This is a genomic window from Mycobacterium sp. P7213 (assembly GCF_900604305.1).
Lineage (GTDB): Bacteria > Actinomycetota > Actinomycetes > Mycobacteriales > Mycobacteriaceae > Mycobacterium.
This window is the reverse complement of record NZ_UWOA01000061.1, coordinates 1-24647: the sequence shown is the minus strand read 5'-3', so window position 1 is coordinate 24647 and position 24647 is coordinate 1. Positions and strand designations below refer to the sequence as shown.

The window sequence follows — 24647 nt, the reverse complement described above, 5'->3', positions numbered from 1 at the left end:
GCTAGCGCGTGGGCTACCACGTCGGACTTCGCGGCCCGGGAGCCGTCGACACTGGCGCCGGCGACCACCTCGAAATAGCCGTCGAGCCCGAAATGCGCGAGGATCTTGCGCGCGGTCGGCTCCACCTTGGAGGTGGCCACGGCCAGCCGAACCCCGGCGGCCCGCAGGTCGCGCAGCAGCGCGGCGATGCCGTCGAACATGGTGTTCATCTGCCATCCGCGGCTGGTGTAGTCGGCGCGGTAGGCGGCGACCGCGGCTTCGGTGTGCTCGCCGAGGCCCATCGCGGCCAGCGTGTGGTGCATCGGCGGCCCGACCAGCCGCGCAGCCAGATCCCCCTCGGGAATCGGCGCACCGATGTGCTCCAGCGCGTGCCGGAAGCTGGCGACGATCCCGGCCGCGGAGTCGGTCAAGGTGCCGTCGAGGTCGAAGATGACCAATTCGGCGGCGGCGGTGCTCGTGCGCGTCACGGTCCCATTGTCCCCGACGTGCGCGGAGAGCTCGCCGGGTGGCGCACTACTGTCTTGCAGTGTGACCGCGCGGTTGGCTGACGTCATTGACGTACTGGATGCGGCCTACCCGCCCGGGCTGGCCCACTCCTGGGACTCGGTCGGGCTGGTCTGCGGTGACCCCGGCGACCCGGTGAGTTCGGTGACGATCGCGGTCGACGCCACCTCGGCGGTGGTCGACGAGGTGCCCGACGGCGGTCTGCTGCTGGCCCACCATCCGCTGCTGCTGCGCGGGGTGGACACCGTGGCGGCCAGCACCCCCAAGGGCTCGCTGATCCACCGGTTGATCCGGACCGGTCGGGCGCTGTTCACCGCTCACACCAATGCCGACGCCGCCGCGCCCGGGGTCTCCGACGCGCTGGCAGCGGCACTCGGGCTGACGGTGGAGTCCGTGCTCGACCCGGCCGCCGGCAAACCCGACACCGACAAATGGGTGATCTACGCCCCCGCAGAGCACGCCGAGGCGGTCCGCGCTGCGGTGTTCGCGGCCGGCGCGGGTCATATCGGTGACTACGCGCAGTGCAGTTGGAGTGTGCCGGGCACCGGCCAGTTCCTGCCCGGCGACGGCGCGACGCCGTCGATCGGACGAGTGGGTGAGGTCGAGCGCGTTCCCGAGGACCGGATCGAAGTGGTGGCGCCGGCGCGGGCCCGTGGGGCGATTCACGCGGCGCTGCTGGCTGCCCATCCCTACGAAGAACCGGCGTTCGACATCTTTACGGTGCAGCCGCTGCCCGCCGGAGTCGGGATCGGCCGGGTGGGTAGCCTGGCGACCCCGGAGCCGTTGAGCGCGTTCGTCGCCCGCGTCGCTGCGGGGCTGCCGGCCACCTCCTGGGGTGTGCGCGCCTCGGGAGACCCTGACTTGCGGGTCTCGCGGGTGGCGGTCTGCGGCGGCGCCGGCGATTCCCTGCTCGATGCGGCGGCCGCCGCCGACGCTCAGGTGTACGTCACCGCCGACCTGCGTCACCATCCGGCTGACGAGCATTCCCGACGGTCTGCGATGGCGCTGGTCGACGTGGCCCACTGGGCCAGTGAATACCCGTGGTGCGCGCAGGCGGCCGATATACTCCGCTCCCATTTCGGTGCGACGCTGCCGGTGCGTGTCAGCACGCTGCGCACCGACCCCTGGAATCTCGCGCATGAAGGAGACCGGTCATGAAGGCTGCTGTAGCTCAACAACGTTCGTTGCTGGAATTGTTGGAGCTGGATGCCGAGCTGGCCCGGAACGCGCACCGCGCCAAGAATCTTCCCGAGCAGCAGGACCGCGAGCGTCTCCAGGCCGAGCACACCGCGGCCGCCGACCGGCTAGCCGCGCTGGAGTTGGCCCTGGAGGACTTGGACGCCCAAGCCGGTCGTTTCGAGTCGGAGATCGACGCGGTGCGCCAGCGCGAGGACCGCGACCGCGCCCTGCTGGACTCCGGGCAGGCCAGCCCCAAGCAGGTGGTCGACCTGCAGCATGAGCTCGAGACACTGCAGAAGCGCCAGTCCAGCTTGGAGGACTCGCTGCTGGAGTTGATGGAGCAGCGTGAGCAACTGCAGACCCAGACGAACGCGGAAGCGGCAGTGATCGAAGGCCTGGCCGCTGATCTGGCCCGGTTACAGGAGGCGGTGGACACCGCGCTGGCCGAGATCGAGACCACCAGTGGGCAGCGCGCGGCCACCCGCGACGAGTTGGCCGCCACGATTGACGCCGAGTTGTTGGCACTCTATGAACGGCAGCGGGCGTCCGGTGGGGTCGGTGCCGGACCGTTGCGCGGGGGACAGTGCGGCGCCTGCCGGATCGAGATCGACCGCGGTGAGCTGGCCCGGATCTCCGCAGCGGCCCCCGAGGAGGTGTTGCGGTGCCCCGAGTGCAGCGCGATCCTGCTGCGGGTCAAAGACTTCGGTTAGCGCGCTGGCCGGTGAAGGTGGGGGGATGAAAGTCGTAGTTGAAGCCGACGGTGGGTCGCGCGGGAATCCGGGCCCGGCCGGCTACGGGGCGGTGGTGTGGTCGGCCGATCGCTCCTCGCTGCTCGCCGAGGCCAACGAGTCCATCGGTGTTGCCACCAACAACGTTGCCGAATACCGGGGCCTGGTCGCGGGGTTGACCGAGGCGGCCCGGCTGGGCGCCGCCGAGGTCGGGGTGTTCATGGACTCCAAGCTGGTGGTCGAACAGATGGCCGGCCGGTGGAAGGTCAAAAATCCGGACCTGATCACGCTGCATCGGCAGGCCCGCGAGCTGGCGTCGAAGTTCGACCATGTCCGCTACACCTGGATTCCGCGGGAGAAGAACTCCCATGCTGACCGGCTGGCCAACGAGGCCATGGATGCCGCTGCCGGAATCGACAGCCCGGCACCGAAGCCGGTGGCGACGGCGCCCGCGCCTGCCCCGACAGCTCCCGGCTGGACCGGCGCGACGGGCACCGCGACTCGGCTGCTGTTGCTGCGGCACGGGCAGACCGAACTGTCGGTGAATCGGCGCTACTCCGGACGCGGCAACCCGCCGCTGACCGACACCGGCCGGCAACAGGCCGATGCGGCCGCGCGCTACCTGGCCCAGCACGGCGGCATCGCCGCGGTCATCAGCTCGCCGCTGCAACGCTGCCGCGACACCGCCGAGGCGGCGGCGCGACTGCTGCGGTTGGACGTGACCATCGATGAGGACCTGACCGAAACCGACTTCGGTGCCTGGGAGGGGCTGACCTTCGCCGAGGCCGCCGAACGCGACCCCGAACTGCACCGGCGCTGGCTCAAGGACACCGCTACCCAGCCCCCCGGCGGGGAGAGCTTCGACGCCGTACAGCAGCGGGTGCAGGCCGCGCGCGACCGAATCGTCGCCGACCATGCCGGCACCACCGTGCTGGTGGTGTCACACGTGACACCGATCAAGACGGTGCTGCGTCTGGCGCTCGATGCCGGCCCAGCGATCTTGTACCGGCTGCACCTGGACCTGGCATCGCTGAGCATCGCCGAGTTCTTTCGTGACGGACCCGCGTCGGTGCGGCTGGTGAATCAGACGGCCTACCTGTAGCCGCCGGCCCGCCCGTCAGCCGTGCAGGTGCACGCGCTCGCCGTGGGTTCCGAAGATCACGATGGCCTCGGCTGGACCGTCGACGGCGCCGAACCAATGCGGTGTCCAGGTCGAGAACTCGACCGCCTCACCGGGCCCGATCAGGAAATCGTCGTCGCCCAGCACCAACCGGATGCGGCCGGACAACATGTACAGCCACTCGTGGCCTTCGTGCACCGGCAATTCGGTGGGCCGTCGGCGGCGCATGCCGACCCGGATCTTGAAGGCGTGCAAACCCCCGGCCGGGCCGTGCCGGGTCAGCGGCCAATAGGTGATGCCGTTGTGGCTGTGCGAGGTACCACGCACCCGCGGGTCCTGGTGCTGCGGCGCGCGCAGCAACTCGTCGGTGCTGACCGACAGTGCCTCGGCCAGCCGGGGCAGATGGTCCAATGCCAGGCGTCGCTTGCCCGATTCCAGCCTGCTCAATGTCGAGACGTCGATACCGGCGCGCGTCGCCACGCCCTCGAGGGTCAGCCCCTGCTGGGTGCGCAGCTCACGCAGCCGACGCCGCACCCGTAGGTCTACGCCGCTCTCCTCAGCATTTGCCTGCATAGCAAATTAGCTTGCCAGTCCCTGACGTGGGCCTGCAAGCTCGGAAGCATGAGCGAAATCTGGGATTGCATCGTGGTGGGCGGCGGCGCGGCCGGACTCAGCGCCGGTCTGGTGTTGGGCCGCGCCCGGCGTAATACCCTGCTGATCGACGCGGGCCAGCAGAGCAACCGCAGCGCGCACGGAATCGGCGGCCTGCTGGGCCATGACGGCCGCCCGCCGGTCGAGCTCTATCGGCTCGGCCGCGACGAACTCGCCTCCTACGGTGTGCAGATCCGCGCCGGTGAAGTGGTAGACATCGAAAGCGTCGATGGCGAGTTCCTGGTGCGACTACTCGGCGGTCGCCTAGAACGAACACGCCGTGTGCTGCTGGCCACCGGAATGGCCTACCTGCCACCGGATCTCCCCGGCATCGCGCAGCTCTGGGGCCGTTCGGTGTTTCACTGCCCGTTCTGCCACGGCTGGGAAGTGCGGGATCTTCCGTTGGCGGTGCTGGCCGACGGTGCCCGGGCCGTTCACTTAGCGCTGCTGCTGCGGTGCTGGAGCGACGACATCGTGGTTCTCACGAACGGTCCGACCGAGCTCGACGCGGACGAGCGCACCCGACTGGCCAAAGCCGGCGTCCGGGTCGACGAGCGGCCGGTGGCAGCGCTGGACGCTCAGGACGGTGAGCTGTCGGCGGTGGTGTTCGCTGACGGTGATCGGTTGCCCAGGCGCGGACTTCTGGTCGCGGCGGCCCTGCGGCAGCGCGATCAGCTGGCTGAGCGCCTCGGTGTGGCAGTCGCGGAGCCTGGTCCCGTGGCGCATGACCCGGTCGGTGTCGATCCGTTGTGCCGCACCTCGATTCCCGGGGTGTTCGCCGCGGGGGATCTGGCGGGGGAGATGCCACAGGTGGCCGCTGCGATCGCGGCGGGCTCCCGCGCCGCGGCGGCGGTGGTGCAGAGCCTGGCCGCCGACGACTACGGATTGCCGTTGCCGCCAGTCATGAACGGAAGGAACACAGACCGATGACCGACGCCGTGCGCGAACCGCGCGAATTCTGGGACGAGTTCTACGGTGGCAATGATCCGGTGTGGAGCGGACGGGTCAACGTCCAGCTCGCCGAGATCACCGCGGATCTGGCGCCGGGCCGGGCACTGGATCTGGGCTGCGGTGAGGGCGCCGACGCGATCTGGCTGGCCGAAGACGGCTGGCAGGTGGTGGCGGTCGATGTCTCGGCCAACGCGCTGGAACGGGCCTGCGCCGCTGCTCAAGAGCGCCAGGTGATCTCGCGCATCCGCTTCGAGCGCCACGACCTGTCCACCAGCTTCCCCGCCGGCCGATTCGACCTGGTGTCGGCGCAGTTCCTGCACTCGCCGGTGCCACTGGAACGCGAAGCAGTGCTGCGCCGGGCGGCTGACGCCGTGGCGGTGGGCGGGCGACTACTGATAGTGGACCATGCCGCCGCGCCGCCGTGGGCCGGCCAGCACGTGCACGAGCATTACTTCGCCACGGCCGAAGAGGTACTGGCCGGGCTTCGACTCGATGACGCGCGGTGGGAGCTGCTGCGGCTCGGGACTGCCGAGCGCGACGCGGTCGGACCCGACGGCCAGACCGGCGTGCTGACCGACAACGTGATCATGCTGCGGCGCACCGGTCCCACGCGTTAAGCGGCGTCTTTCAAGCGGCGTCTCTCAAGCGGCGTCGTGAAAGATCAGCCCCAGTGTGTAGCGCTCACCGGAGCGGATCGGCGAGACGCCGTGGCGCACCGGCGCCGTGGACCAGCCGCGGGTGGAGCGCACCGGCCGATCGCGGGTGGTGAACACGTAGCCGTGCCCCTGCGGCAACTGCACGGCCACGCCGCGAGACTGCGCACGCGGGCGCTGCTCGACCAGCAGGAACTCACCCCCGGTGTAGTCGGCGGCCGGATCGCTGAGGTTGATCACCACCTGTAGCGGAAACACCAACTCGCCGTAGAGGTCCCGGTGCAGGGCATTCCAGTCACCCGGGCCGTAGTGCAACATCAGGGCGGTCGGTTTGGTCTGGCCGGCACGGTGGCACTGCTCCAGCCACTCGTCGAAATCGTCAGGCCACGGCGTCGCGCGGCCCAGCCGGGTAGCCCAGTCCCGGGCGATCGGCACCAGATGCGGATACAGGGCCCGCTTCAGCGCATCGACGGGTGCAGGTGCCGGTGCCGCGAAATACCGGTACTGCCCGGACCCGTAGCGATGACGCTGCATGTCGACGGTGGCGCGGAAGCGCTCGTCGTCGGCGTAGCAACGCCGCAACCGCGCGGCCTCGGTGACCGTCAGCAGCCGGGGCAGCAGCGCGCCGCCGCACTCGTCGAGCTCGGCGGCCACGGCGTCCCAGTCGCCGGCACCCACCCGCCGCTCCCAGCGTGTCGTCATCCCTAGAGTGTGCGCCAGCCGTGCGGGGTGATGCCGGCTGGTCTGCGCCCAGGCTTGCCGGTACGGTGATCAGCGCGGACGAGTTGGCCGGGCGGCCGCGGCACGCGTAAAAGCGGGTCGAGGAAAGTCCGGACTTCACAGAGCAGGGTGATTGCTAACAGCAATCCGAGGTGACTCGCGGGACAGTGCCACAGAAACCAGACCGCCACCGCAAGGTGGTAAGGGTGAAACGGTGCGGTAAGAGCGCACCAGCGTTCCGGGTGACCGGGACGGCTCGGTAAACCCCACCCGAAGCAAGGCCAAGAAGGCCGCATTTCGGTGCGGTCGCGCAGGTGTTTGAGGGCTGCTCGCCCGAATCTGCGGGTAGGCCGCTTGAGGTACCCGGCGACGGTGTGCCCAGATGGATGGTCGCCGCCGCATCGCTTCGGCGGTGCGGGACAGAATCCGGCTTACAGGCCAACTCGTCCGCCTACATCGCCCGCTTCAGCTTGCGCAGCGCGGGCCGCAACGCCGCCCGACTCCGCGCGGCAAGGTCTGCCTCGCGGGCATACAGCAGTCCGTAAGTGAAGGTGTTCTCGCCGGCAGCCGCCGCGGCATCGGCCTGTTGCAGCAGATTTTTCCGGCTGACCACGCTGTCCTGGTGGTCGCCGAGCACGCTCTGAATCGTCTTCGCCCGCTTGGCGATCTTCTTCTTATTCGCTGCCGCGGCGGCGTAGCGCAGTCGCTTGGCGGCCTTGCGGATCCGGTGCAGTGCCGCGTCGCGGTCGGCGGCCTTCTTGGCAGCCTTCACCGCCTTGCGCAGCCGCCGGTAGGCGACGTCTACCGTGGCGTACCGCTCGGCGGCCGGCGCGCTGACCAGATCGTCGAGGCCGTCGAGCAGCCGGAAATACCGCGGGGAGCGCAGCGCGGCCAGGCTGCGGCGTCGTCCCGTCTGGTAGCGGCGCAGCGAACCGCCGACCAGCCGTTCGCCCACCGGCCCGCGGACCAGCTCCGGCGTCAGCTCATCGAGTGCCTGCTGATAGCGCTGGGCCAGGACCTCCGCGTCGCGGGCGACACCGAGGACCGATCCCAGTTCCTGCAGTTCATCGAGCAGCGGCGCGTGGGCAGCCTCCTCGCCCTGCAACAGGCTGCGGATCCGCCGGATCGTCACCCGCATCTGATGAATGGAGTCGTCGGCGTCGGCGCGCACTGCGCGATCCCACACCAGCAACTGCTCGATCTGCTCGGCCAGCGCCCGATGCAGACGGTCGGTCGGGTGCGCGGGCACCGCCGGCGCGCCGAGCACCCTGGCCAGTTTGGAGCCGTAGCCGGCCGGCCTGGCTCCGGTGTCGCGCAGCCGGTTACTCAGCCGGTCCAGCAGCTTGAGGTCCCCGCTGCCCAGTTCCAGTTCCCATTCCCGCCAGTGCTGTTCGCCGTCATCGCCGGCCGACGCGGTGACCTGGTCGTCGCAGAACTCGGCCAGCACCTCACCGTGATCGTCGCGCAGCACCACCACGCCGCGGGCGGTACGGATTTGGGCCACGGGCGCCAGCGGCCGATCGCGCACGATCGCCCGCACCACGTCGAGCAGTTCGTCCGGAACCTCCGAGCCCAGGGGCGCGCGCACCTCGGTGCGGGTGTCGGGCCCGGCAGGAAGTTTCAGGTGCCAGCCGGCGTCGGGACCGCCGGTACGCCGGCGCAACGTGATCCGCCGGGCCGCCAGGTCGTGCCCGGGGGTATCGAAGTAGACGGCCGCAAGATCCTGCGCCGGCACCTGCTCAACGTGGGCGACCCCGGCGATGCCGTCGAAGGACGGCGAGATCGCCGCTGCGTCAACGTCGAACTTGCGTTCCACCTCGCGAAACCGAGAGGTGCTCGGGTCGGTTGCAGACACGGCATTCAGCCTGTCACATCCGGACCGCCCGGACACGGCGGTTTAGCGAGGCTCGCCGGAGGCGAGGCGACGCTGGAACCGCCGCATGAACATGGCGTTCTAGAAGCAGTGCTCCTCGGCCGGGAAAGTGCCCGCTGCCACCTCGGCGGCGTACTGCTCTGCGGCACGGCGCAACTCGCCGCCCACGTCGCCGAAGCGCTTGACGAATCGGGCGGTCTTGCCGGTGGTCATCCCGGCCATGTCCTGCCACACCAGAACCTGGGCGTCGCAGTTGGGCCCGGCGCCGATCCCGATGGTGGGAATGGTCAGCTTGCCGGTGATCTGGGTGGCCAGCTCGGCGGGCACCATCTCCATCACCACCGCGAACGCACCTGCTTCGGCCACCGCGATCGCGTCGTGAACGGTCTGCTCGGCAGCGTCACCGCGCCCCTGCACCCGGAAACCGCCCAGGGTGTTGACGCTCTGCGGGGTGAACCCGATGTGCGCCATCACCGGGATGCCGGCCGCGGACAGCGTGGCGATCTGGTCGGCCACCCGCTCGCCGCCCTCCAGCTTGACCGCGTGCGCGCCACCCTCCTTCATGAACCGGGTAGCGGTGGCCAATGCCGCCGCCGGCCCGCCTTCGTAGGAGCCGAACGGCAGGTCGGCGACCACCAGCGCATGCGGGGCACCGCGCACCACCGCGCGCACCAGCGGGATCAGCTCGTCGATGGTGACCGGAACCGTGCTGTCGTAGCCGTAGACCACATTGGCCGCCGAGTCGCCGACCAGCAGCACCGGGATGCCGGCATCGTCGAAGACGCGAGCCGAGGAGTAGTCGTAGGCGGTCAGCATCCCCCATTTGCGGCCCTCGTTTTTCATCTGCAGCAGATGATGAACGCGGGTCTTGGGTGCGACGCGGACAGGATCAGGCGAAGAGCCATAAACGTGCTCAGACATCGTTGTCCCTCGAATTGTTCGGGTCGATCCTCGAAGCCCATAACTCGGGTCCCCGGGTCGTCTGACATGCCCAGTGTGCCATCTGTGGCCGCACAGCTGAACCTCCCGCTGCAGTGGATTTCCTCACACCGCCACACGCGCAGCGCAGCAGGTGGCCGGGCTTGCACCGGCGTGCATGGCACCATGTGGTGTCATGAGCTCGCCGACGCGCCGCAATGGGATGACGCGCACCGCCCTGACCTGCTTCGCGATAGCGATGGTGGCATTCACCGTCGGCAGCTGCACCCGAATGGTCCCGGGCCACGCGCTGTTGGCCGTGCCGCGAGTCGGTCAACCGGTCCAGTGGGACAAGTGCCGGTTCACCGCCGATACCAACATCAAAGTGCCCGCCGACGCCCAGTGCGGGTTCATCGGTGTTCCGGTGGACTACTCCAAGCCGCAGGGCGCCGTCGCCCGGCTGGCCATGATCCGATTCCCGGCCACCAAGGACAAGATCGGCTCGCTGGTGATCAACCCGGGCGGGCCGGGGGAGTCCGGAATCGAAACCGCGGTGGGCTTGGTCGGCTCGCTGCCGCGTCAGGTCCGTGAGCAATTCGATCTGGTCGGGTTCGACCCGCGCGGGGTGGCGTCATCACGGCCGGCGGTGTGGTGCAACTCCGATAAGGAGAACGACCGGCTGCGGGCGCTGAACCAGGTCGACTACAGCCCCGAGGGTGTGGCGCGCATCGAGAACGAGACCAAGGAATACGTCGAACGCTGCCTGGACAAGACCGGTAAGGAATTCCTGGCCAACGTCGGTACCGTCAACGTCGCCCGCGACCTCGACGCGATCCGCGCCGGATTGGGTGATGACAAGCTGACCTACCTCGGCTATTCCTACGGCACCCGGATCGGCGCCGCCTACGCCGAGGCCTACCCCCAGAACGTGCGCGCGATGATTCTGGACGGCGCGGTGGACCCCAATGCCGACCCGATCGAAGAGGACCTGCGCCAGGCGGAGGCCTTCCAGGGCGCGTTCGACGACTTCGCCGCCGACTGCGCCAAAGAGGATGACTGCCCGCTGGGCACCGACCCGGCCAAAGCCGTCGACGTCTACCACAGTCTGGTCGACCCGCTGGTGGACAAGCCCGCCAAGACCAAGGACCCGCGCGGTCTGAGCTACAGCGACGCGATCGTCGGCACCATCATGGCGCTGTATTCGCCGACGTTCTGGACGCACCTCAACGACGGCCTGTCCGATCTGGCCGGCGGCCGGGGCGACATCATGCTGAGCCTGGCCGACCTGTACATGCGCCGCGACGCCAACGGTCACTACACCAACGCCACGGATGCCCGGGTCGCGGTCAACTGCGTCGACCAGCCGCCGATCACCGACCGCGCCAAGGTAATTGACGAAGACCGGCGTTCCCGCGAGGTGGCGCCATTCATGAGCTACGGGAAGTTCACCGGCGACGCCCCGCTGGGCACCTGCGCCTTCTGGCCAGTGCCCCCGACCTCCGAGCCGCATACCCTCTCGGTGCCGGACCTGCCGCCGACGATGGTGGTCTCCACGACCCGTGACCCGGCCACTCCGTACCAAGCCGGTGTGGACCTGGCCAAGCAGCTGGGCGGGGGTCTGCTGACGTTCAACGGAACCCAGCACACGGTCGTATTCCAGGGCAACGAATGCGTGGATCGGTTCGCCGCGCGGTACTTGGTCGACGGCACGTTGCCGCCAACCGATGCGAAGTGCTGAGCGCTGATACGCTTCGCGGTATGGACCGTCAGAAGGAGTTTGTGCTCCGCACGCTGGAGGAACGCGACATCCGTTTCGTCCGGCTCTGGTTCACCGATGTACTCGGTTATCTGAAATCAGTCGCGATCGCCCCGGCAGAGCTCGAGGGCGCCTTCGACGAAGGCGTTGGCTTCGACGGCTCGGCGATCGAGGGCTTCGCCCGGGTCTTCGAATCCGACATGGTCGCCCACCCGGATCCGTCGACCTTCCAGCTGCTGCCATGGGTGTCTGACACCGGCCGGCAGTACTCGGCGCGGATGTTCTGTGACATCACCATGCCCGACGGTTCGCCGGCCTGGGCGTCGTCGCGGCATGTGTTGCGCCGGCAGCTGGCCAAGGCCGGGGAGCTGGGTTTCGCCTGCTACGTGCACCCCGAGATCGAGTTCTTCCTGCTGGAGCCCGGCCCCTACGACGGCAGCACCCCGGTTCCGGCCGACGACGCCGGCTACTTCGACCAGTCGATCCACGGTTCGGCCGCCAACTTCCGCCGACACGCGATCGATGCGCTGGAGTCGATGGGCATCTCGGTGGAGTACAGCCATCACGAGAACGCTCCGGGGCAGCAGGAGATCGACCTGCGCTACGCCGACGCGCTGTCGATGGCCGACAACGTGATGACGTTCCGCTACCTGATCAAGGAGATCGCGCTCAAGGAAGGCGTCCGGGCGTCGTTCATGCCCAAGCCGTTCCGCGAGCACGCAGGTTCGGCCATGCACACCCATATGAGTCTGTTCGAGGGCGAAGTCAACGCCTTCCACAGCCCGGACGACCCGCTGCAGCTGTCGGCCACCGCCAAGTCGTTCATCGCCGGGATTCTCGAGCACGCCAACGAGATCAGCGCCGTCACCAATCAGTGGGTGAACTCCTACAAGCGCCTGATCCACGGTGGGGAAGCACCCACCGCGGCGTCGTGGGGCGCCTCCAACCGCTCGGCCCTGGTGCGGGTCCCGATGTACAGCCCGCACAAGACGTCGTCGCGGCGCATCGAGGTACGCAGCCCGGACTCGGCATGCAACCCCTACCTGGCCTTCGCGGTGCTGTTGGCCGCCGGCCTGCGTGGGGTGGAGCAGGGTTACGAGCTCGGTCCCGAAGCCGAGGACAACGTCTGGGCGCTGACTCCCGAGGAGCGCCGGGCGATGGGCTACAAGGAACTGCCCGGCACCCTGGAGCGCGCGCTGAGCGAGATGGAGAACTCCGAGCTGGTCGCGGAAGCGTTGGGGGAGCAGGTCTTCGATTTCTTCCTGCGTAACAAGCGTCAGGAGTGGGCGAACTACCGCAGCCACGTGACCCCCTACGAGCTGCAGAACTACCTGTCGCTGTAGCAGCCTCCCAAAGCCTCATGGCCTATCCCGGAGCTCAGCGCCGCAAGCTGCCCAGCGTCGGGCGCCTCGGTCTGGTCGACCGGTACGCCGCAGCCGACCTGACCGCACTGGGTTGGTACAGCGCATACACCCAACCGCACGTTGACGTGCTCTGGGCGCTGTCGCGCGCTCCCGACGCCGATGTCGCGCTGCGCACCCTGGTCCGGTTGTCCGAAGCACCGGGCATCGACTGGGCCGAACTGAGCGCAGCGCTCATGACCGATCGGGGACTTCGCGGGCGGCTGTTCGCGGTACTGGGATCCTCACTGACGCTGGGGGATCACCTGATCACCCATCCCGAGACCTGGAAGTTGCTGGCCAGCCCGGTCGACTCCGACGACTACACGATCACGCTGCCGTCAGCGGCCGAACTGCGCGCGATGTTCACCGACTGCGTTGCGGCAACCACGGACGGCACTTACATCGACCGGCTGCGGTCGCTGTATCGCGACCGGATGCTGGTGTTGGCGTCGATAGACCTGGCGCCCACCGTCGAGAACCTGCCCGTCCTACCCTTCGTGCCGGTCGGCGAGCATCTGGCCGACCTGGCCGACGCCGCGTTGGCGGCCGCGCTGCAGGTGGCCGAACTGCAGATCTGCGGCCCCGATGCCGGTGCCGACGTGCCGCGGATCGCCGTCATCGCCATGGGCAAATGCGGTGCGCGGGAGTTGAATTACGTCAGCGACGTGGACGTCATCTTCGTCGCCGAAGAAGCCGACGCGGTGAGCACGCGAGTCGCCGGTGAGTTGATGCGGGTGGCCGGGGAGGCGTTCTTCGAAGTGGACGCCGGCCTGCGGCCCGAGGGCCGGCACGGCGCGCTGGTGCGAACCCTGGAATCGCACGTCGTCTACTACCAACGGTGGGCCAAGACCTGGGAGTTCCAAGCGCTGCTCAAGGCGCGCGCGGCGGTCGGCGACGCCGAATTGGGCCGGGCCTACATCGACGCGTTGCTGCCGATGGTCTGGACCGCATGCGAGCGTGAGGATTTCGTCACCGACGTGCAGGCGATGCGCCGCCGGGTGGCGCAGCTGGTGCCCGCCGAGATCCGGACCCGCGAGATCAAGCTGGGCTCCGGGGGACTGCGCGATGTGGAGTTCGCCGTGCAGCTGCTGCAGCTGGTGCACGGCCGCAGTGATGAGTCATTGCATGTGGCCTCCACGGTCGATGCGCTGGCGGCCTTGGGTGCCGGCGGCTACATCGGCCGGGAGGATTCCGCCGACCTCACCGCCTCCTATGAGTTCCTGCGACTCCTGGAACACCGCCTGCAGCTGCAGCGGCTCAAGCGCACCCACATGCTCCCGCCGCCCGACGACGACGAGGCGCTGCGCTGGCTGGCCCGCTCCGCCCATGTCCGCCCGGACGGCCGTCACGATGCCCTGGGCGTCCTTCGTGCAGAACTCAAGGCCCAGAACCGGCGGGTGTCGCGGCTACACGCCAAGCTCTTCTACCAGCCATTGCTGGAGGCTGTCGGCCCAGCGGGACTGGAGCTGGCTGGTGGACTGACTCCCGGTGCCGCGGAACGGCAGCTGGCGGCACTCGGTTACGAGGCGCCGCACAACGCACTGACCCACCTGGGTGCGCTGACCAACGAGAGTGGTCGCCGGGGTCGGGTCCAGGCGGTGCTGCTGCCCACCCTGCTGTATTGGCTGTCGGACACGCCCAACCCCGACGCGGGACTGTTGGCCTACCGGCGGCTCAGCGAGGCGATGGCGCAGCAGCGCTGGTATCTGAGCACCCTGCGCGACAGCAGCGCGGTGGCCAAGCGGCTGATGCGGGTGCTGGGCACCTCGGCCTACATCCCGGAACTGTTGATGCGCTCACCCGACGTCATTCAGGCCTACGGCGACGGACCGACCGGCCCCAAGCTGCTCGACACCGACTCGGACGCGGTGTCGCGGGCGCTGATCGCCTCGGCCGGCCGCTACCCCGACCCGGTGCGCGCGATCGCGTCGGCCCGCAGTCTGCGGCGCCACGAACTGGCCCGCATCGCCTCGGCGGACCTGCTGGGCATGCTGGACGTCATCGATGTCTGTCGGGCACTGACCGCGGTGTGGGTAGCGGTGTTGCAGGCCGCTTTGGACGCGATCATCCGGGTCAACCTGTCCGGCTCGCCCGACACAGACGCGCAGCAGGCACCGGCGAAGATCGCGGTGATCGGGATGGGCCGACTCGGCGGGCGCGAACTGGGCTACGGCTCGGATGCCGACGTCATGTTCGTCTGCGAGGCCAACGAGAACGTGCCGGGCGTGAGTGACGCCGACGCGGTGCGGTGGGCCACGTCGATCGCCGAGCAGGTCCGGGCGCTGCTGGGCACCGTCAGCGCCGATCCGCCACTGCAGGTCGACATCAATCTGCGCCCGGAGGGCCGCAATGGGCCGCCGGTGCGCACGCTGGCCTCCTACGCGGCCTACTACGACCAGTGGGCGCAGCCGTGGGAGATCCAGGCGCTGCTGCGGGCGCACTGCGTCGCCGGTGACGCGGAGCTGGGTGACCGGTTCCTGCGGATGGTCGACGCCACCCGCTATCCGCCCGGGGGCGTGTCCACCGACGCGGTGCGGGAGATTCGACGGGTCAAGGCGCGTGTCGACGCCGAACGACTGCCGCGCGGCGCCGACCCCAATACGCACACCAAACTGGGTCGGGGCGGTCTGGCCGACGTCGAGTGGACCGTGCAGCTGCTGCAGTTGCGCCACGCCCACCGTGTTCCGGCGCTGCACAACACCTCTACGCTGGAAACCCTGGATGCCATCGCCGCTGCCGGGCTGCTCGAAGAGGACGAGGTGGACCGGCTCCGGCAGGCCTGGCTGACCGCCACCCGTGCTCGCAACGCGCTGGTGCTGGTCCGTGGCAAACCGACCGACCAACTGCCCGGGCCGGGCCGCGCGCTGAACGCGGTGGCGGTGGCCGCTGGCTGGCCCGGCGGCGACGGCGGTGAGTTCTTGGACAACTACCTCCGGGTGACACGGCGCGCGAAGGTCGTCGCGCGCAAGGTGTTCGGAGACTGAAGGAGGGTCTGGCGTGGTGGATTTCAGGGCTCACTCGAACGTGCCGACGATCAGCGTCGACGAGAGCGATCAGCTGTCGCAGCGCTACGGACCGCTGGCCCAGGCGGTCCGGGACCTGATTGACGCCACGATCCGCACCCAGGCCGACGACGCGACGACCCGTGAGGTGACCGCCCAGGTGCAGCAGCTGACCGAGCAGCTGCGCGGCGGAACCCTCAGCGAGTCACCGGGACTGCGCTATGTCGTCGAGGGGCGGCCGCTGGCGTGGGGCAATGCCGTGGTGGGCCTGCGTAACCCGATCGCTCCGCCGCTGGTGATCCAGCACGGGGAGAACGGCCACTGCTGGAGCGACTTTCACCTGGGAACCGCCTACGAGGGCCCGCCGTCGCTGGTCCACGGCGGGGTGAGCGCGCTGGTCCTCGACCATGTGCTCGGTGAGGCGGCCAGCGATGGCCTGACCAAGCCGCGCTACACCGGCACGATCACGGTGAAGTATCTGCGCGGAACGCCCCTGGGGCCGTTGCACGCCGAAGCCTCCATCTACCGCAGGGAAGGCGTGAAAACCTATGCCCGCGGCTACATCTCGGACGCCAACGGGATCACCGTGGAGGCCGACGGGGTCTTCATCACACCGTCCTGGGCCCGCGACGGAGTCGAGTGACCCGCGACGGCGGTCAGAAGGAGATAAACGCCGACGCCAGGCTCAAGGCGCCGATTCCGAGTCCGGTGGTGATCAAGCCGACGTCAGCGGCGAGCGGCATCATCAGGGCATCGAGTAAGTCGCCAGAGGCGATCTCCTGCGCGAACAGGCTGACGTTGTAGGCCGGAAGTGTGGTCAGCAGGGCATTGACCAGATCGGCGATCGGCAGCAGGGCCGCATAGCCCCGTGCCAGGGCCGCGGAGAAGTCGTTGACCACATCGGCGAAGCCGCCGAGGGCATCCGCGCTGCTTGCCAAGGCTTCGGGCAGGCTCGGTAGCGAGCCAAGACCGCTGATGAAGTCCTGCCAGCCCTGCTGAACCCCGTCACCCAGCGCCGTGAGGACCTCGCCCAGATCGAGGTCCGGGAACACCCCGAATGGTGTCGACAGGTCGGCCGGACCCGGGTCCCAGCCGTGTTCGATGTTGCCGTAGCCCAGGTTGACCAACACGCGTAGCGCCGGCTGCAGCAGATCGGCCAGCGGGTCGCCCAGGATCGGCAGGAAACGCAGCGGCTCCAGCAACGGCAGATTCTCGGTGGGGATCATGAAGTAATCGGTGTTGCCGCCGTAGCCGTCCGACACCGGCATCAGGACGGCCTGGGCGATCTGCTCGTCGGACAGATTGGGGATGGTGCTGTGCACGAAAGCGATCCCCATGACCGCGTTGAGAACGGACAGGAAGTTGAGCGGGTAACGCGGGAAGTCCGAGAAGCCGTCGTATTCCATGTTGTACATAGCGGTGTCCCACGGGGTTTCCGACGGGGTAGCCCCGCTGAACGTCACGCCCATGCTGGGAACGGTCAACGGCGGCAGGCTCGGGTCTCCGAAGCGGGAGAGCAGACCTCCGTTGGGGTTGCTGGGATCGACCAACAGCACGAACGAGAGCTGATCGGACGTCGGGATCTGATCAGCCGGCAGCGCCAGCAGATTGCGCATCTCCAGTCCGGCCAGCGTTGCGCTCTGCGAGGCGCCGACCACGACGAGGTCGTGGCCCAAGGCGAGCCGCTCCTTGATGGTGGCGTCCAAGATTTGCACACCCTGTGCCAGGGACTGGTCGAGTACCAGAGACTTGGTACCGGTGATCGGATACAGGCCCTCCGGGGTGAAGAGGGGATGAACCGAGTCGAACGGGAAGATCGGCTGGCCGGGGAAGATCGGCGGGGAGGGCGTGAGGTAGCGCGAGGTGACGGCGTCGATGACTGCTTGGCTGGGGATCGGCATACCACTGCCGCCCATGCCCCACGCCTCGGTGCCGAGCAGGACCACCTGTGCGGAGACCGACTTGAGTCCTTGGGCCGCCACACTCGCGGGTAGGGCGGGACTGGCGATCAGCAGCGGCGCGAGGGCCAGCGGGAGCAATCTACGGTCAACCATGGGCGGTTCCTTTCATGGAAATCAGGCCCGTTTCGGTGGAAGATTACTGATCTCGCGATAAATTACAACGGATCAGTTCTAAGTTCAATCACATGTTTTGGTGGTTGGTAACGGCCGTTACCGGCGCATCTCTCTTGGCGGGTAGACCCGCCCCGGCAAAGGTCTGTGGCGGAATCGGCGGGGTCGCGGTGGGTCGGCTGGTGACCCTGCGGGGTGCGCGGTGTGGGAATCAAATCCCCTGTCCGTGAGCAGCTTTCGGCAATCGACGCAATCGGCATCCATGCTGTCCCGGCTCTTTCGGGGCAGGCTAGTGCGCCTTCTCCAACTCCCGGCAAATACACAGAATTGCGCGGGTAATTCGCGGTCAGGCGTGCTCGTTGTTGGGTGGGTCGGGATCGCCTTTGAGGAGTTCTTCTCCGGTGGTGGGCGTGGTTGACCTGTGGTGGGGTGGTGCCGTAGGTCCAGCCGAGGCGTCCGGTGGTGGTCGGTGTGGTCGTGCGGATAGCCAGTCAGGCCAGCCAGCCCGACTCAGCAGTCGTAGTACAGCGCGAACTCGTACGGGTGCGGCCGCACGCTGATCGGGGTGATCTCGTGGTCGCGCTTGTAGCGGATCCAGTTCTCAATGAGGTCCGGGGTGAACACGCCGCCTTCGGTGAGGTATTCGTGGTCGGCCTCGAGGTTGTCCATCACCTCGGCCAGCGTGGTGGGGGCCTGCGGGATGTTGGCAGCCTCGTCCGGCGGCAGTTCGTAGAGGTCCTTGTCCACCGGTGCGGCCGGTTCGATCTTGTTCTTGATGCCGTCGATGCCGGCCATCAGCATGGCTGCGAACGCCAGGTAGGGGTTGCTGGAGGAGTCGGGGCAGCGGAACTCCAGCCGCTTGGCCTTCGGATTGGTGCCGGTGATCGGGATGCGTACACAGGCTGAGCGGTTGCGCTGGCTGTAGACCAGGTTGATCGGCGCCTCGTAGTGCGGCACCAGTCGCTTGAAGGAGTTGATGGTGGGGTTGGTGAACGCCAGCAGGGAGGGCGCGTGGTGCAAGATGCCGCCGATGCAGTGCCGGGCAATGTCCGACAGTCCGGCGTAGCCGGCCTCGTCATAGAACAGTGGCTGGCCGGCCTTCCACAGCGACAGGTGAACATGCATGCCGGAGCCGTTGTCGCCGAACAGGGGCTTGGGCATGAACGTGACGGTCTTGCCGTTAGCCCAGGCGGTGTTCTTGATGATGTATTTGAACAGCATGACGTCGTCGGCGGCGTGCAGCAGGGTGTTGAACTTGTAGTTGATCTCCGCCTGCCCGCCGGAGCCGCATTCGTGGTGGCCGCGCTCCAAGGTGAAGCCGGCGTTGGCCAGGTTGGTGGTCATGGTGTCGCGAAGGTCGACGTACTGGTCGTTGGGGGCGACGGGGAAGTAGCCGCCCTTGGGGCGGGTCTTGTATCCGCGGTTGGCCCGTCCGTCGGCCTCGGTCGGCGAGCCGGTGTTCCACCAGCCCGAATCCGAGTCGACCTCGTAGAAGGTGCCGTTCATCTGCGAGTCGAATCGCACCGAGTCGAAGATGTAGAACTCGGCTTCGGCGCCGAAGTAGGCGGTGTCGGCGATACCGGTGCTGGTGAGGTAGTTCTCGGCTTTGCGGGCGATGTTGCGCGGGTCGCGGGAGTAGGGCTCGCGGGTGAACGGGTCGTGGACGAAGAAGTTGAGGTTCAACGTCTTTGCGGCCCGGAACGGATCGATCTGGGCGGTGGAGAAGTCGGGCAGCAGCATCATGTCGGACTCGTGGATCGACTGGAAGCCGCGGATCGAGGATCCGTCGAAGGCCAGCCCGTCTTCGAACACGCTCGCGTCCAGCGTGGACGCCGGGATCGACAGATGTTGCATCTGACCGGGCAAGTCGCAGAACTGGATGTCGATGTACTCCACGTTCTCGTCGGCGACGAGCTTGAGAATGTCGTCGGCCGTCTTGTCGGTCACAGAACTGTTCTCCTCCGCTGGTAGCCCCGGTCGGACCCTGAGGTTGCCGATCTTGACGTTACGCAACCACGGCCGGACCCTGCGACGCCGGGTCGGATTCGCCGCCCGCCTATCGTAGGGGCCATGAGCCGCACGTTCTCCTCGTGGCTGTCCGGGCCGGAGTCCGCCGGACCCAGTCACTCCGACAGCGCCCCCGGGCAGGGTTTGGGTCTGCCGCCCAGCGGCCCGGGCTCCCTGGCTCCGATGGGGCGCCGCATGGCAGCCCTGGCCCTCGATTGGATGGTGGGCTACGGATTGGCCGGGCTGGGCGTGGCAGCGGGCGTGGTGACGCCGGAATACCTGGCCACGGTGGTGCTGGGGATCTGGCTGGTCCTCGGGGTGGCCGCGGTGCGACTCTTCGGCTTCACTCCCGGCCAGTACGCCTGCGGGCTGCGGGTGGTCCCCGTCGACGGCCCCGGCTTGGGCGTGGGCGTCGGCCGCGCCGTGATCCGCGGATTGTTGATCGCGCTGGTGGTCCCGGCATTGTTTGCCGACGCCGACGGCCGTGGCCTGCAGGACCGGGCCACCGCAACCGCCGTGGTGCGCAGCCGCTGAGCCGGGTCAGCGCAGGGTCAACGATCTGATTCGACTAGCGCCGGCGCACCGCGCGCTGGACGCCACGCACCTTCGCGCCGCCGGGCAGCGGGCCCTTGGGCATGGCCGCGGTTCCGGTACGCGAACCCAGCGCGGCCAGCCGCGACTCCAGCGATTCCATCTGCTTGGTGGTGATGTTGGCCGGCAGCTTGGTCAGGTAACGCTCCAGCTTGGCTAGCGGAACCTCGCCGTCGCCGCTGCCCACCACCACGTCATAGATCGGTACGTCGCCGACGAGCCGGGCGGTGCGCTTCTTCTCCTGAGCCAGCAGCGGCTTGAGCCGGGAGGGCGACCCCTCGGCGACGAAGATGATGCCCGGCCGCCCGATCACTCGATGCACGGCGTCGAGCTGGCCGGTGGCCGACACCCCCGGGGTCACCCGCCACTTACCACGCAGATTGTCCAGCGCCCACGCCGCAGCCCCGGCCTGACCCTCGGCCTTGAGGTAGACCGACCGTTGCGCGCGCCGGCCGAAGATGATGAACGCCACCAGGGCGCCGAGCACCAGGCCGAGCGGGATCGTCGTCACCTTGGCGAACGTGCCGCCGTTGAGCGCCAGCGCCGTCGTGACCCCGGCGACCAGCACGAAGGCGCCGGCCATGTAGGGCACCAGCCGCTTGTCCTCTTTGCGCTGCAGCTGGAAGGCCTGCCACAGCTGGGTGCGGCGCTGCTTGCTGGCGGCCTTGCGGGTGGCTTTCGCTTCCGCCCGGGCAGCCTTGTTCTCGGTGGTGGTGCGCGGTCTGGGCATAGTCACCAAGGATACCCAGCGGGGCTTACCGCCGGCCGGGGCGTCAGTCAGCCGGGGGCGACGGCGGGGGCCTGTTGGCGGCGGGCCCGGTTTTCCAGCGCCTGCTGGTAGAGCCGCCCGGCCCGATACGACGAGCGCACCAGCGGCCCGGACATCACTCCGGCGAAGCCCAGCTCCTCGGCATAGCGGGCGTGCTCGACGAACTCCTCGGGCTTGACCCATCGGTCGATCGGATGGTGCCGCTCGGTGGGGCGCAGGTACTGGGTGATGGTGACCAGCTCGGCGCCGGCGTCGTACAGGTCGGCCAGTGCCGCGCGGATCTCTTCGGGGGTCTCGCCCATGCCCAGAATGAGATTGCTCTTGGCCACCAACCCGGCATCACGGGCCTGGGTCAGCACGTCAAGGCTGCGCTCGTAGCTGAAGCCGGGCCGGATCAGTCTGAAGATGCGCGGAACGGTTTCGACGTTGTGCGCCAGCACTTCCGGGCGGGATTCGAATACTTCGCTCAAGAGGTCGGGCCGTCCGCCGAAGTCGGGGATCAACAGCTCGACACCGGTTGACGGGTTGAGGGCCTTGATGGCACGCACCGTCTCGGCGTAGAGCCAGGATCCCTGATCGGGCAGATCGTCGCGGGCGACACCGGTGACCGTCGAATACCGCAGCCCCATGGACTGCACGCTCTCGGCCACCCGGCGCGGCTCGTCGCGGTCCAGCTCGGGCGGCTTACCCGACTTGATGAGACAGAACGAACAGTTGCGGGTGCAGACCTCGCCGCCGATCAGAAAGGTGGCCTCCCGGTCTTCCCAACACTCGTAGATGTTGGGGCAGCCCGCCTCCTCGCACACCGTGTGGAGCTTTTCCTGCTTGACCAGAACCTTGAGCTGGGTGTAGCTCGGACCCATTCGGGCGCGGGTCTTGATCCACGGGGGCTTGCGTTCGATCGGAGTTTCGGCGTTGCGTGCTTCGGCACGGCTTAACCTACGGCCTTCCGGGGCGGCACTCACCTGTTCGATGTTACGCGCGGACCGGAATGCTCGCGCACCGGCAGCACGCCGTCGAGCGCATCGACGACCGCTCTGGCCACGGCTTGGCGAACATCCTCGACGCCGGTCACAAAGCCCAGCTCGGCCGAGAGTGATGTCACACCCGCGTCGGTGATCCCGCACGGCACAATCGAGCCGAACGCACTGAGATCACAATCACAATTGAGCGCGAACCCATGCAATGTGGTGGCGCGGGCCACTCGGACGCCGATCGCGGCGACCTTGCGGGCGGGCCGGCCGCCGCCCTGCGGCAGCCACACCCCGGACCTGCCGTCTATCCGAACCGTATTGAGACCCAATGTGTTACACACCTCGATGAGTGACTCTTCAAGGCGTCGAACGTAATTCACCACGTCCAAAGGTTCGGCGAGGCCGATCACCGGGTAGCCCACGAGCTGGCCGGGACCGTGCCAGGTGATCTTGCCGCCCCGGTCGGTGTCGACCACCGGGGTGCCGTCCATCGGGCGTTCCTGCGGCTCGGTGCGGCGTCCGGCGGTATAGACCGGGGGATGCTCCAGCAGCAGCAGAGTGTCGGGACCACCGGCCGACCTGGCGTCGGCCAGCTCGCGTTGTAGTCGCCAGGCTTCGCCGTAGTCGACGGTGCCCAGCTGGCGCACCTCGATCGGCGCGGCGCTGGAGCGGATGGACACCATGTTCGCAGGCTACTCGGCGCCGGGCTTCTACAGCGGGGTCGGCCGGGAGGTGGCGTAGGCCAGGGCCTCGCCGACGGTGTGATGGGCAAACCGGAAACCGGCCTGCTCCAACTTGGCGGGAATGGCGCGCTGGCCGGTCAGGAGGCTGTCGGCGAACTCGCCGAGCCCGGCACGGACCGCGAAAGCCGGGAGCAACATCGGGGTCGGGCGGTTAACGGCCCGTCCGAGTGCCGCGGTGAACTCGGCGTTGGTCACCGGTGCCGGACCGGTCAGATTCACCGGTCCCGACAGCGTGTCATGCGAGATCGCGAACAGCAGTGCCCGCACCTCGTCTTCCATGCTGATCCACGACATGTACTGGCGGCCATTGCCGATCCGGGCGCCGAGTCCGAGGGAGAACAGCGGGCGCAGCCGGCCCAACGCGCCGCCTGATCGCGACAGCACGATGCCGGTGCGGGCCAGTACCACCCGGGCGCCCGAGGCTTGGGCCGACGCGGTTGCACCTTCCCAGTCCTCGGCGAGCTGGGCCAGGAAATCGGTTCCAGCCGAGGCGGACTCGTCGACGGTGCGGTTGCCGGTGTCGCCGTAATAGCCGACCCCGCTGGCATTGACCAGCACCGGTACGCCGGCCTCGGCCACTGCGGTCGACAACACCTCGGTCGGGGCGATCCGGCTGTCGCGCAGACTCTGCTTGAATGCTCCCGACCAGCGGCGGTTGCCGACGCCGACGCCGCACAGATTGACCACGGCGTCGACTCCGGCCAGCGCGCCCACGTCGATCTGACCGGCGTCGGGATCCCACTGCAGCTCGCCGGCATTGGCCGGTGCCCGCCGCACGATCCGCAACACCTGGTGATTGTCGGCGCGCAACGCCGACACCAGAGCCGAGCCGATCAGCCCGGACGAGCCGGCGATCGCGACGATGGGGTTGCTCACAGCTGAATCCTCTTGCAGCTCTTTGGAATGCCCCAGGCGCTGTTAGAGACCCAGGTCCGCCTCGAACGCGCCTTCTTCGAGTCGGTTCTTGATCGTGGTGACGAACCGCCCCGCGTCGGCACCGTCGATCAAACGGTGGTCGTAGGTCAGCGGCAGGTAGGAGACCGAACGCACGCCGATCGACTCGTTGCCGGCCTCATCGACGATGACCCGTGGCCGTTTGACGATGGCGCCGGTGCCCAGCATGGCGGCTTGCGGCGGAACGAGGATCGGGGTGTCGAACAGTGCGCCCTGACTGCCGATGTTGGTGATCGTGAACGTGCCCCCGGACAGCTCGTCGGGCTTGAGGTTGCCCGAGCGTGCCCGGGCGGCGATGTCGGAGATCGCCCGCGCGAGTCCGGCCAGCGAGAGATCACCGGCGTTGTGGATCACCGGGGACAACAGTCCCTGCTCGGTGTCCACCGCGAAGCCGAGATGCTCGGCGTCGTAGTAGGTGATCTCCCCGGCGTCTTCGTTGTAGCTGGCGTTGACGTTCGGATGGGCCTTGAGGGCGTCGATCACGGCGCGGGCGATGAACGGCAGGTAGGTCAGGTTGACCCCCTCGCGCTCAGCGAAGTCCGCCTTCGCCCTGGCCCGCAGCGCCACGATCTTGGTCATATCGACCTCGTGGGTCTGGGTGAGCTGCGCAGTGGCCTGCAGGGATTCGCGGGTCTTCTTGGCGGTGATCTGACGGATCCGGTTGGCCTTGGCAGTGGTGCCACGCAGGTGTGCCAGCGCCGAGGCGGGTGCCGCGGCAGCCGGGCGCGGAGCGGCCGGGGCGGCCGGAGCGGCCGGGGCGGCGGGCGCCTTCTGCTGCTCGGCGAAGGCCAGGACGTCCTGCTTGCGGATTCTTCCGCCGACCCCGGTGCCCGTGACCTGGCCCAGGTCGACGTTGTTGTCGGCGGCGAGCTTGCGCACCAACGGCGTCACATACCGTGCGGCGTCGCCGGCCGGGGCCTCGGCAGCGGCGGGCTGTGCCGGTGCGGGCGTGGTCTCGGGTACCGGCGCCGGGGTGGGCTCGGGCTTGGCCTGCGCGGCGGGTTCGGGGGCCGCGGGAGCAGGCTCGGGCTCGGGTGCGGGCGCTGCCGGCTCGGGTGCGGGAGCCGCCGGTGCGGGGG

22 protein-coding genes and 1 other RNA gene are annotated in these 24647 nt (G+C 68.4%); 11 read left to right on the top strand and 12 right to left on the bottom strand.

What is annotated here, in order from left to right; genetic code table 11:
• A partial coding sequence (locus EJK91_RS19075; RefSeq protein WP_241178749.1) for an HAD hydrolase-like protein occupies positions 1–467 on the bottom strand: 467 nt, incomplete at its 3' end.
• A 61-nt stretch (positions 468–528) separates the two neighbouring features.
• Between EJK91_RS19075 and EJK91_RS19070 the strand changes: the two genes are divergently transcribed.
• The 3 genes from EJK91_RS19070 to EJK91_RS19060 are packed head-to-tail and all read left to right on the top strand — an operon-like array spanning position 529 to position 3513.
• Positions 529–1662 carry a Nif3-like dinuclear metal center hexameric protein gene (locus EJK91_RS19070; RefSeq protein ID WP_125079693.1) on the top strand — a complete coding sequence of 378 codons (1134 nt, stop codon included), beginning with the start codon at positions 529–531 and terminating at the stop codon, positions 1660–1662.
• Positions 1659–2393 (top strand): zinc ribbon domain-containing protein, encoded by a 735-nt coding sequence (locus EJK91_RS19065; RefSeq protein ID WP_046299912.1) that lies wholly within the window; start codon positions 1659–1661, stop codon positions 2391–2393. The genes EJK91_RS19070 and EJK91_RS19065 overlap by 4 nt, the downstream gene beginning before the upstream one ends.
• Positions 2394–2418: 25 nt before the next feature.
• On the top strand, positions 2419–3513 hold the full coding sequence (locus EJK91_RS19060; protein ID WP_125079692.1) for a bifunctional RNase H/acid phosphatase: 1095 nt from the start codon (positions 2419–2421) through the stop codon (positions 3511–3513).
• Positions 3514–3528: 15 nt separating this feature from the next.
• Here EJK91_RS19060 and EJK91_RS19055 read toward each other — a convergent pair whose 3' ends face one another.
• Entirely contained in the window at positions 3529–4104 is a 576-nt protein-coding gene (locus EJK91_RS19055; protein WP_024440551.1) for a helix-turn-helix domain-containing protein, read from the bottom strand.
• A 48-nt stretch (positions 4105–4152) separates the two neighbouring features.
• Here EJK91_RS19055 and EJK91_RS19050 point away from each other — a divergent pair, with 48 nt between their 5' ends.
• Positions 4153–5112 (top strand): NAD(P)/FAD-dependent oxidoreductase, encoded by a 960-nt coding sequence (locus EJK91_RS19050; RefSeq protein WP_024440550.1) that lies wholly within the window; start codon positions 4153–4155, stop codon positions 5110–5112.
• The gene (locus EJK91_RS19045) at positions 5109–5750 is read left to right on the top strand and encodes a class I SAM-dependent methyltransferase (protein ID WP_125079691.1); all 642 of its coding nucleotides are present in this window, start codon (positions 5109–5111) and stop codon (positions 5748–5750) included. Before EJK91_RS19050 ends, EJK91_RS19045 begins: the two co-directional genes overlap by 4 nt.
• Positions 5751–5774: 24 nt before the next feature.
• Here EJK91_RS19045 and EJK91_RS19040 read toward each other — a convergent pair whose 3' ends face one another.
• On the bottom strand, positions 5775–6488 hold the full coding sequence (locus EJK91_RS19040) for a 2OG-Fe(II) oxygenase (protein WP_024440548.1): 714 nt from the start codon (positions 6486–6488) through the stop codon (positions 5775–5777).
• 79 nt (positions 6489–6567) lie between these two features.
• On the opposite strand from EJK91_RS19040, the gene rnpB reads away from it, so the two are divergent.
• An RNA gene (gene rnpB / locus EJK91_RS19035) (RNase P RNA component class A) lies at positions 6568–6956 on the top strand.
• A gap of 1 nt (position 6957) precedes the next feature.
• Here rnpB and EJK91_RS19030 read toward each other — a convergent pair.
• Positions 6958–8361, bottom strand: a complete 1404-nt coding sequence (locus EJK91_RS19030) for a CYTH and CHAD domain-containing protein (RefSeq protein ID WP_125079690.1) — start codon at positions 8359–8361, stop codon at positions 6958–6960.
• 99 nt (positions 8362–8460) lie between these two features.
• Entirely contained in the window at positions 8461–9300 is an 840-nt protein-coding gene (gene panB / locus EJK91_RS19025; protein ID WP_125079689.1) for a 3-methyl-2-oxobutanoate hydroxymethyltransferase, read from the bottom strand.
• Between the two features lie 193 nt (positions 9301–9493).
• Between panB and EJK91_RS19020 the strand changes: the two genes are divergently transcribed.
• The 4 genes from EJK91_RS19020 to EJK91_RS19005 are packed head-to-tail and all read left to right on the top strand — an operon-like array spanning position 9494 to position 16101.
• Positions 9494–11035: an alpha/beta hydrolase gene (locus EJK91_RS19020; protein ID WP_046299906.1), complete on the top strand. Its 1542-nt coding sequence runs from the start codon at positions 9494–9496 to the stop codon at positions 11033–11035.
• A gap of 20 nt (positions 11036–11055) precedes the next feature.
• Positions 11056–12396 carry a type I glutamate--ammonia ligase gene (gene glnA / locus EJK91_RS19015; RefSeq protein WP_046299905.1) on the top strand — a complete coding sequence of 447 codons (1341 nt, stop codon included), beginning with the start codon at positions 11056–11058 and terminating at the stop codon, positions 12394–12396.
• Between the two features lie 17 nt (positions 12397–12413).
• Positions 12414–15440 carry a bifunctional [glutamine synthetase] adenylyltransferase/[glutamine synthetase]-adenylyl-L-tyrosine phosphorylase gene (locus EJK91_RS19010; RefSeq protein WP_024440543.1) on the top strand — a complete coding sequence of 1009 codons (3027 nt, stop codon included), beginning with the start codon at positions 12414–12416 and terminating at the stop codon, positions 15438–15440.
• A gap of 13 nt (positions 15441–15453) precedes the next feature.
• Positions 15454–16101, top strand: coding sequence for a PaaI family thioesterase (locus tag EJK91_RS19005; protein WP_046299903.1), 648 nt, complete (start codon positions 15454–15456; stop codon positions 16099–16101).
• Between the two features lie 13 nt (positions 16102–16114).
• Here the strand turns inward: EJK91_RS19005 and EJK91_RS19000 are convergent, their stop codons facing one another.
• Positions 16115–17512, bottom strand: coding sequence for a PE-PPE domain-containing protein (locus tag EJK91_RS19000; RefSeq protein WP_125079688.1), 1398 nt, complete (start codon positions 17510–17512; stop codon positions 16115–16117).
• A gap of 528 nt (positions 17513–18040) precedes the next feature.
• Entirely contained in the window at positions 18041–19477 is a 1437-nt protein-coding gene (gene glnA, locus EJK91_RS18995) for a type I glutamate--ammonia ligase (protein ID WP_125079687.1), read from the bottom strand.
• 123 nt (positions 19478–19600) lie between these two features.
• Here glnA (EJK91_RS18995) and EJK91_RS18990 point away from each other — a divergent pair, with 123 nt between their 5' ends.
• On the top strand, positions 19601–20071 hold the full coding sequence (locus EJK91_RS18990; RefSeq protein WP_024440540.1) for an RDD family protein: 471 nt from the start codon (positions 19601–19603) through the stop codon (positions 20069–20071).
• 34 nt (positions 20072–20105) lie between these two features.
• On the opposite strand, the gene EJK91_RS18985 is transcribed toward EJK91_RS18990, so the two are convergent.
• The 5 genes from EJK91_RS18985 to sucB all read right to left on the bottom strand — a co-directional run.
• Positions 20106–20858 carry a DUF4191 domain-containing protein gene (locus tag EJK91_RS18985; protein ID WP_024440539.1) on the bottom strand — a complete coding sequence of 251 codons (753 nt, stop codon included), beginning with the start codon at positions 20856–20858 and terminating at the stop codon, positions 20106–20108.
• A 47-nt stretch (positions 20859–20905) separates the two neighbouring features.
• A complete protein-coding gene (locus EJK91_RS18980; protein ID WP_024440538.1) occupies positions 20906–21862 on the bottom strand; it encodes a lipoyl synthase in 957 nt (318 codons plus the stop codon).
• Positions 21859–22554, bottom strand: coding sequence for a lipoyl(octanoyl) transferase LipB (lipB, locus tag EJK91_RS18975; RefSeq protein ID WP_046301454.1), 696 nt, complete (start codon positions 22552–22554; stop codon positions 21859–21861). The genes EJK91_RS18980 and lipB overlap by 4 nt, the downstream gene beginning before the upstream one ends.
• 27 nt (positions 22555–22581) lie before the next feature.
• Complete coding sequence (locus EJK91_RS18970; RefSeq protein WP_024440536.1) at positions 22582–23490, bottom strand: TIGR01777 family oxidoreductase; 909 nt, start codon at positions 23488–23490, stop codon at positions 22582–22584.
• A 42-nt stretch (positions 23491–23532) separates the two neighbouring features.
• Positions 23533–24647, bottom strand: a 1115-nt coding sequence (sucB, locus tag EJK91_RS18965; RefSeq protein ID WP_125079686.1) for a 2-oxoglutarate dehydrogenase, E2 component, dihydrolipoamide succinyltransferase, incomplete at its 5' end; no start/stop codon positions are given.

Bases quoted from the DNA above. Each gene is read 5' to 3' on its own strand.
- EJK91_RS19065 (WP_046299912.1), top strand. From the start codon at position 1,659: ATGAAGGCTGCTGTAGCTCAACAACGTTCGTTGCTGGAATTGTTGGAG.
- EJK91_RS19060 (WP_125079692.1), top strand. From the start codon at position 2,419: ATGAAAGTCGTAGTTGAAGCCGACGGTGGGTCGCGCGGGAATCCGGGC.
- EJK91_RS19055 (WP_024440551.1), bottom strand. From the start codon at position 4,104: ATGCAGGCAAATGCTGAGGAGAGCGGCGTAGACCTACGGGTGCGGCGT.
- EJK91_RS19050 (WP_024440550.1), top strand. From the start codon at position 4,153: ATGAGCGAAATCTGGGATTGCATCGTGGTGGGCGGCGGCGCGGCCGGA.
- EJK91_RS19045 (WP_125079691.1), top strand. From the start codon at position 5,109: ATGACCGACGCCGTGCGCGAACCGCGCGAATTCTGGGACGAGTTCTAC.
- EJK91_RS19040 (WP_024440548.1), bottom strand. From the start codon at position 6,488: ATGACGACACGCTGGGAGCGGCGGGTGGGTGCCGGCGACTGGGACGCC.
- panB (WP_125079689.1), bottom strand. From the start codon at position 9,300: ATGTCTGAGCACGTTTATGGCTCTTCGCCTGATCCTGTCCGCGTCGCA.
- EJK91_RS19020 (WP_046299906.1), top strand. From the start codon at position 9,494: ATGAGCTCGCCGACGCGCCGCAATGGGATGACGCGCACCGCCCTGACC.
- glnA (WP_046299905.1), top strand. From the start codon at position 11,056: ATGGACCGTCAGAAGGAGTTTGTGCTCCGCACGCTGGAGGAACGCGAC.
- EJK91_RS19010 (WP_024440543.1), top strand. From the start codon at position 12,414: ATGGCCTATCCCGGAGCTCAGCGCCGCAAGCTGCCCAGCGTCGGGCGC.
- EJK91_RS19000 (WP_125079688.1), bottom strand. From the start codon at position 17,512: ATGGTTGACCGTAGATTGCTCCCGCTGGCCCTCGCGCCGCTGCTGATC.
- EJK91_RS18990 (WP_024440540.1), top strand. From the start codon at position 19,601: ATGAGCCGCACGTTCTCCTCGTGGCTGTCCGGGCCGGAGTCCGCCGGA.
- EJK91_RS18985 (WP_024440539.1), bottom strand. From the start codon at position 20,858: ATGCCCAGACCGCGCACCACCACCGAGAACAAGGCTGCCCGGGCGGAA.
- lipB (WP_046301454.1), bottom strand. From the start codon at position 22,554: ATGGTGTCCATCCGCTCCAGCGCCGCGCCGATCGAGGTGCGCCAGCTG.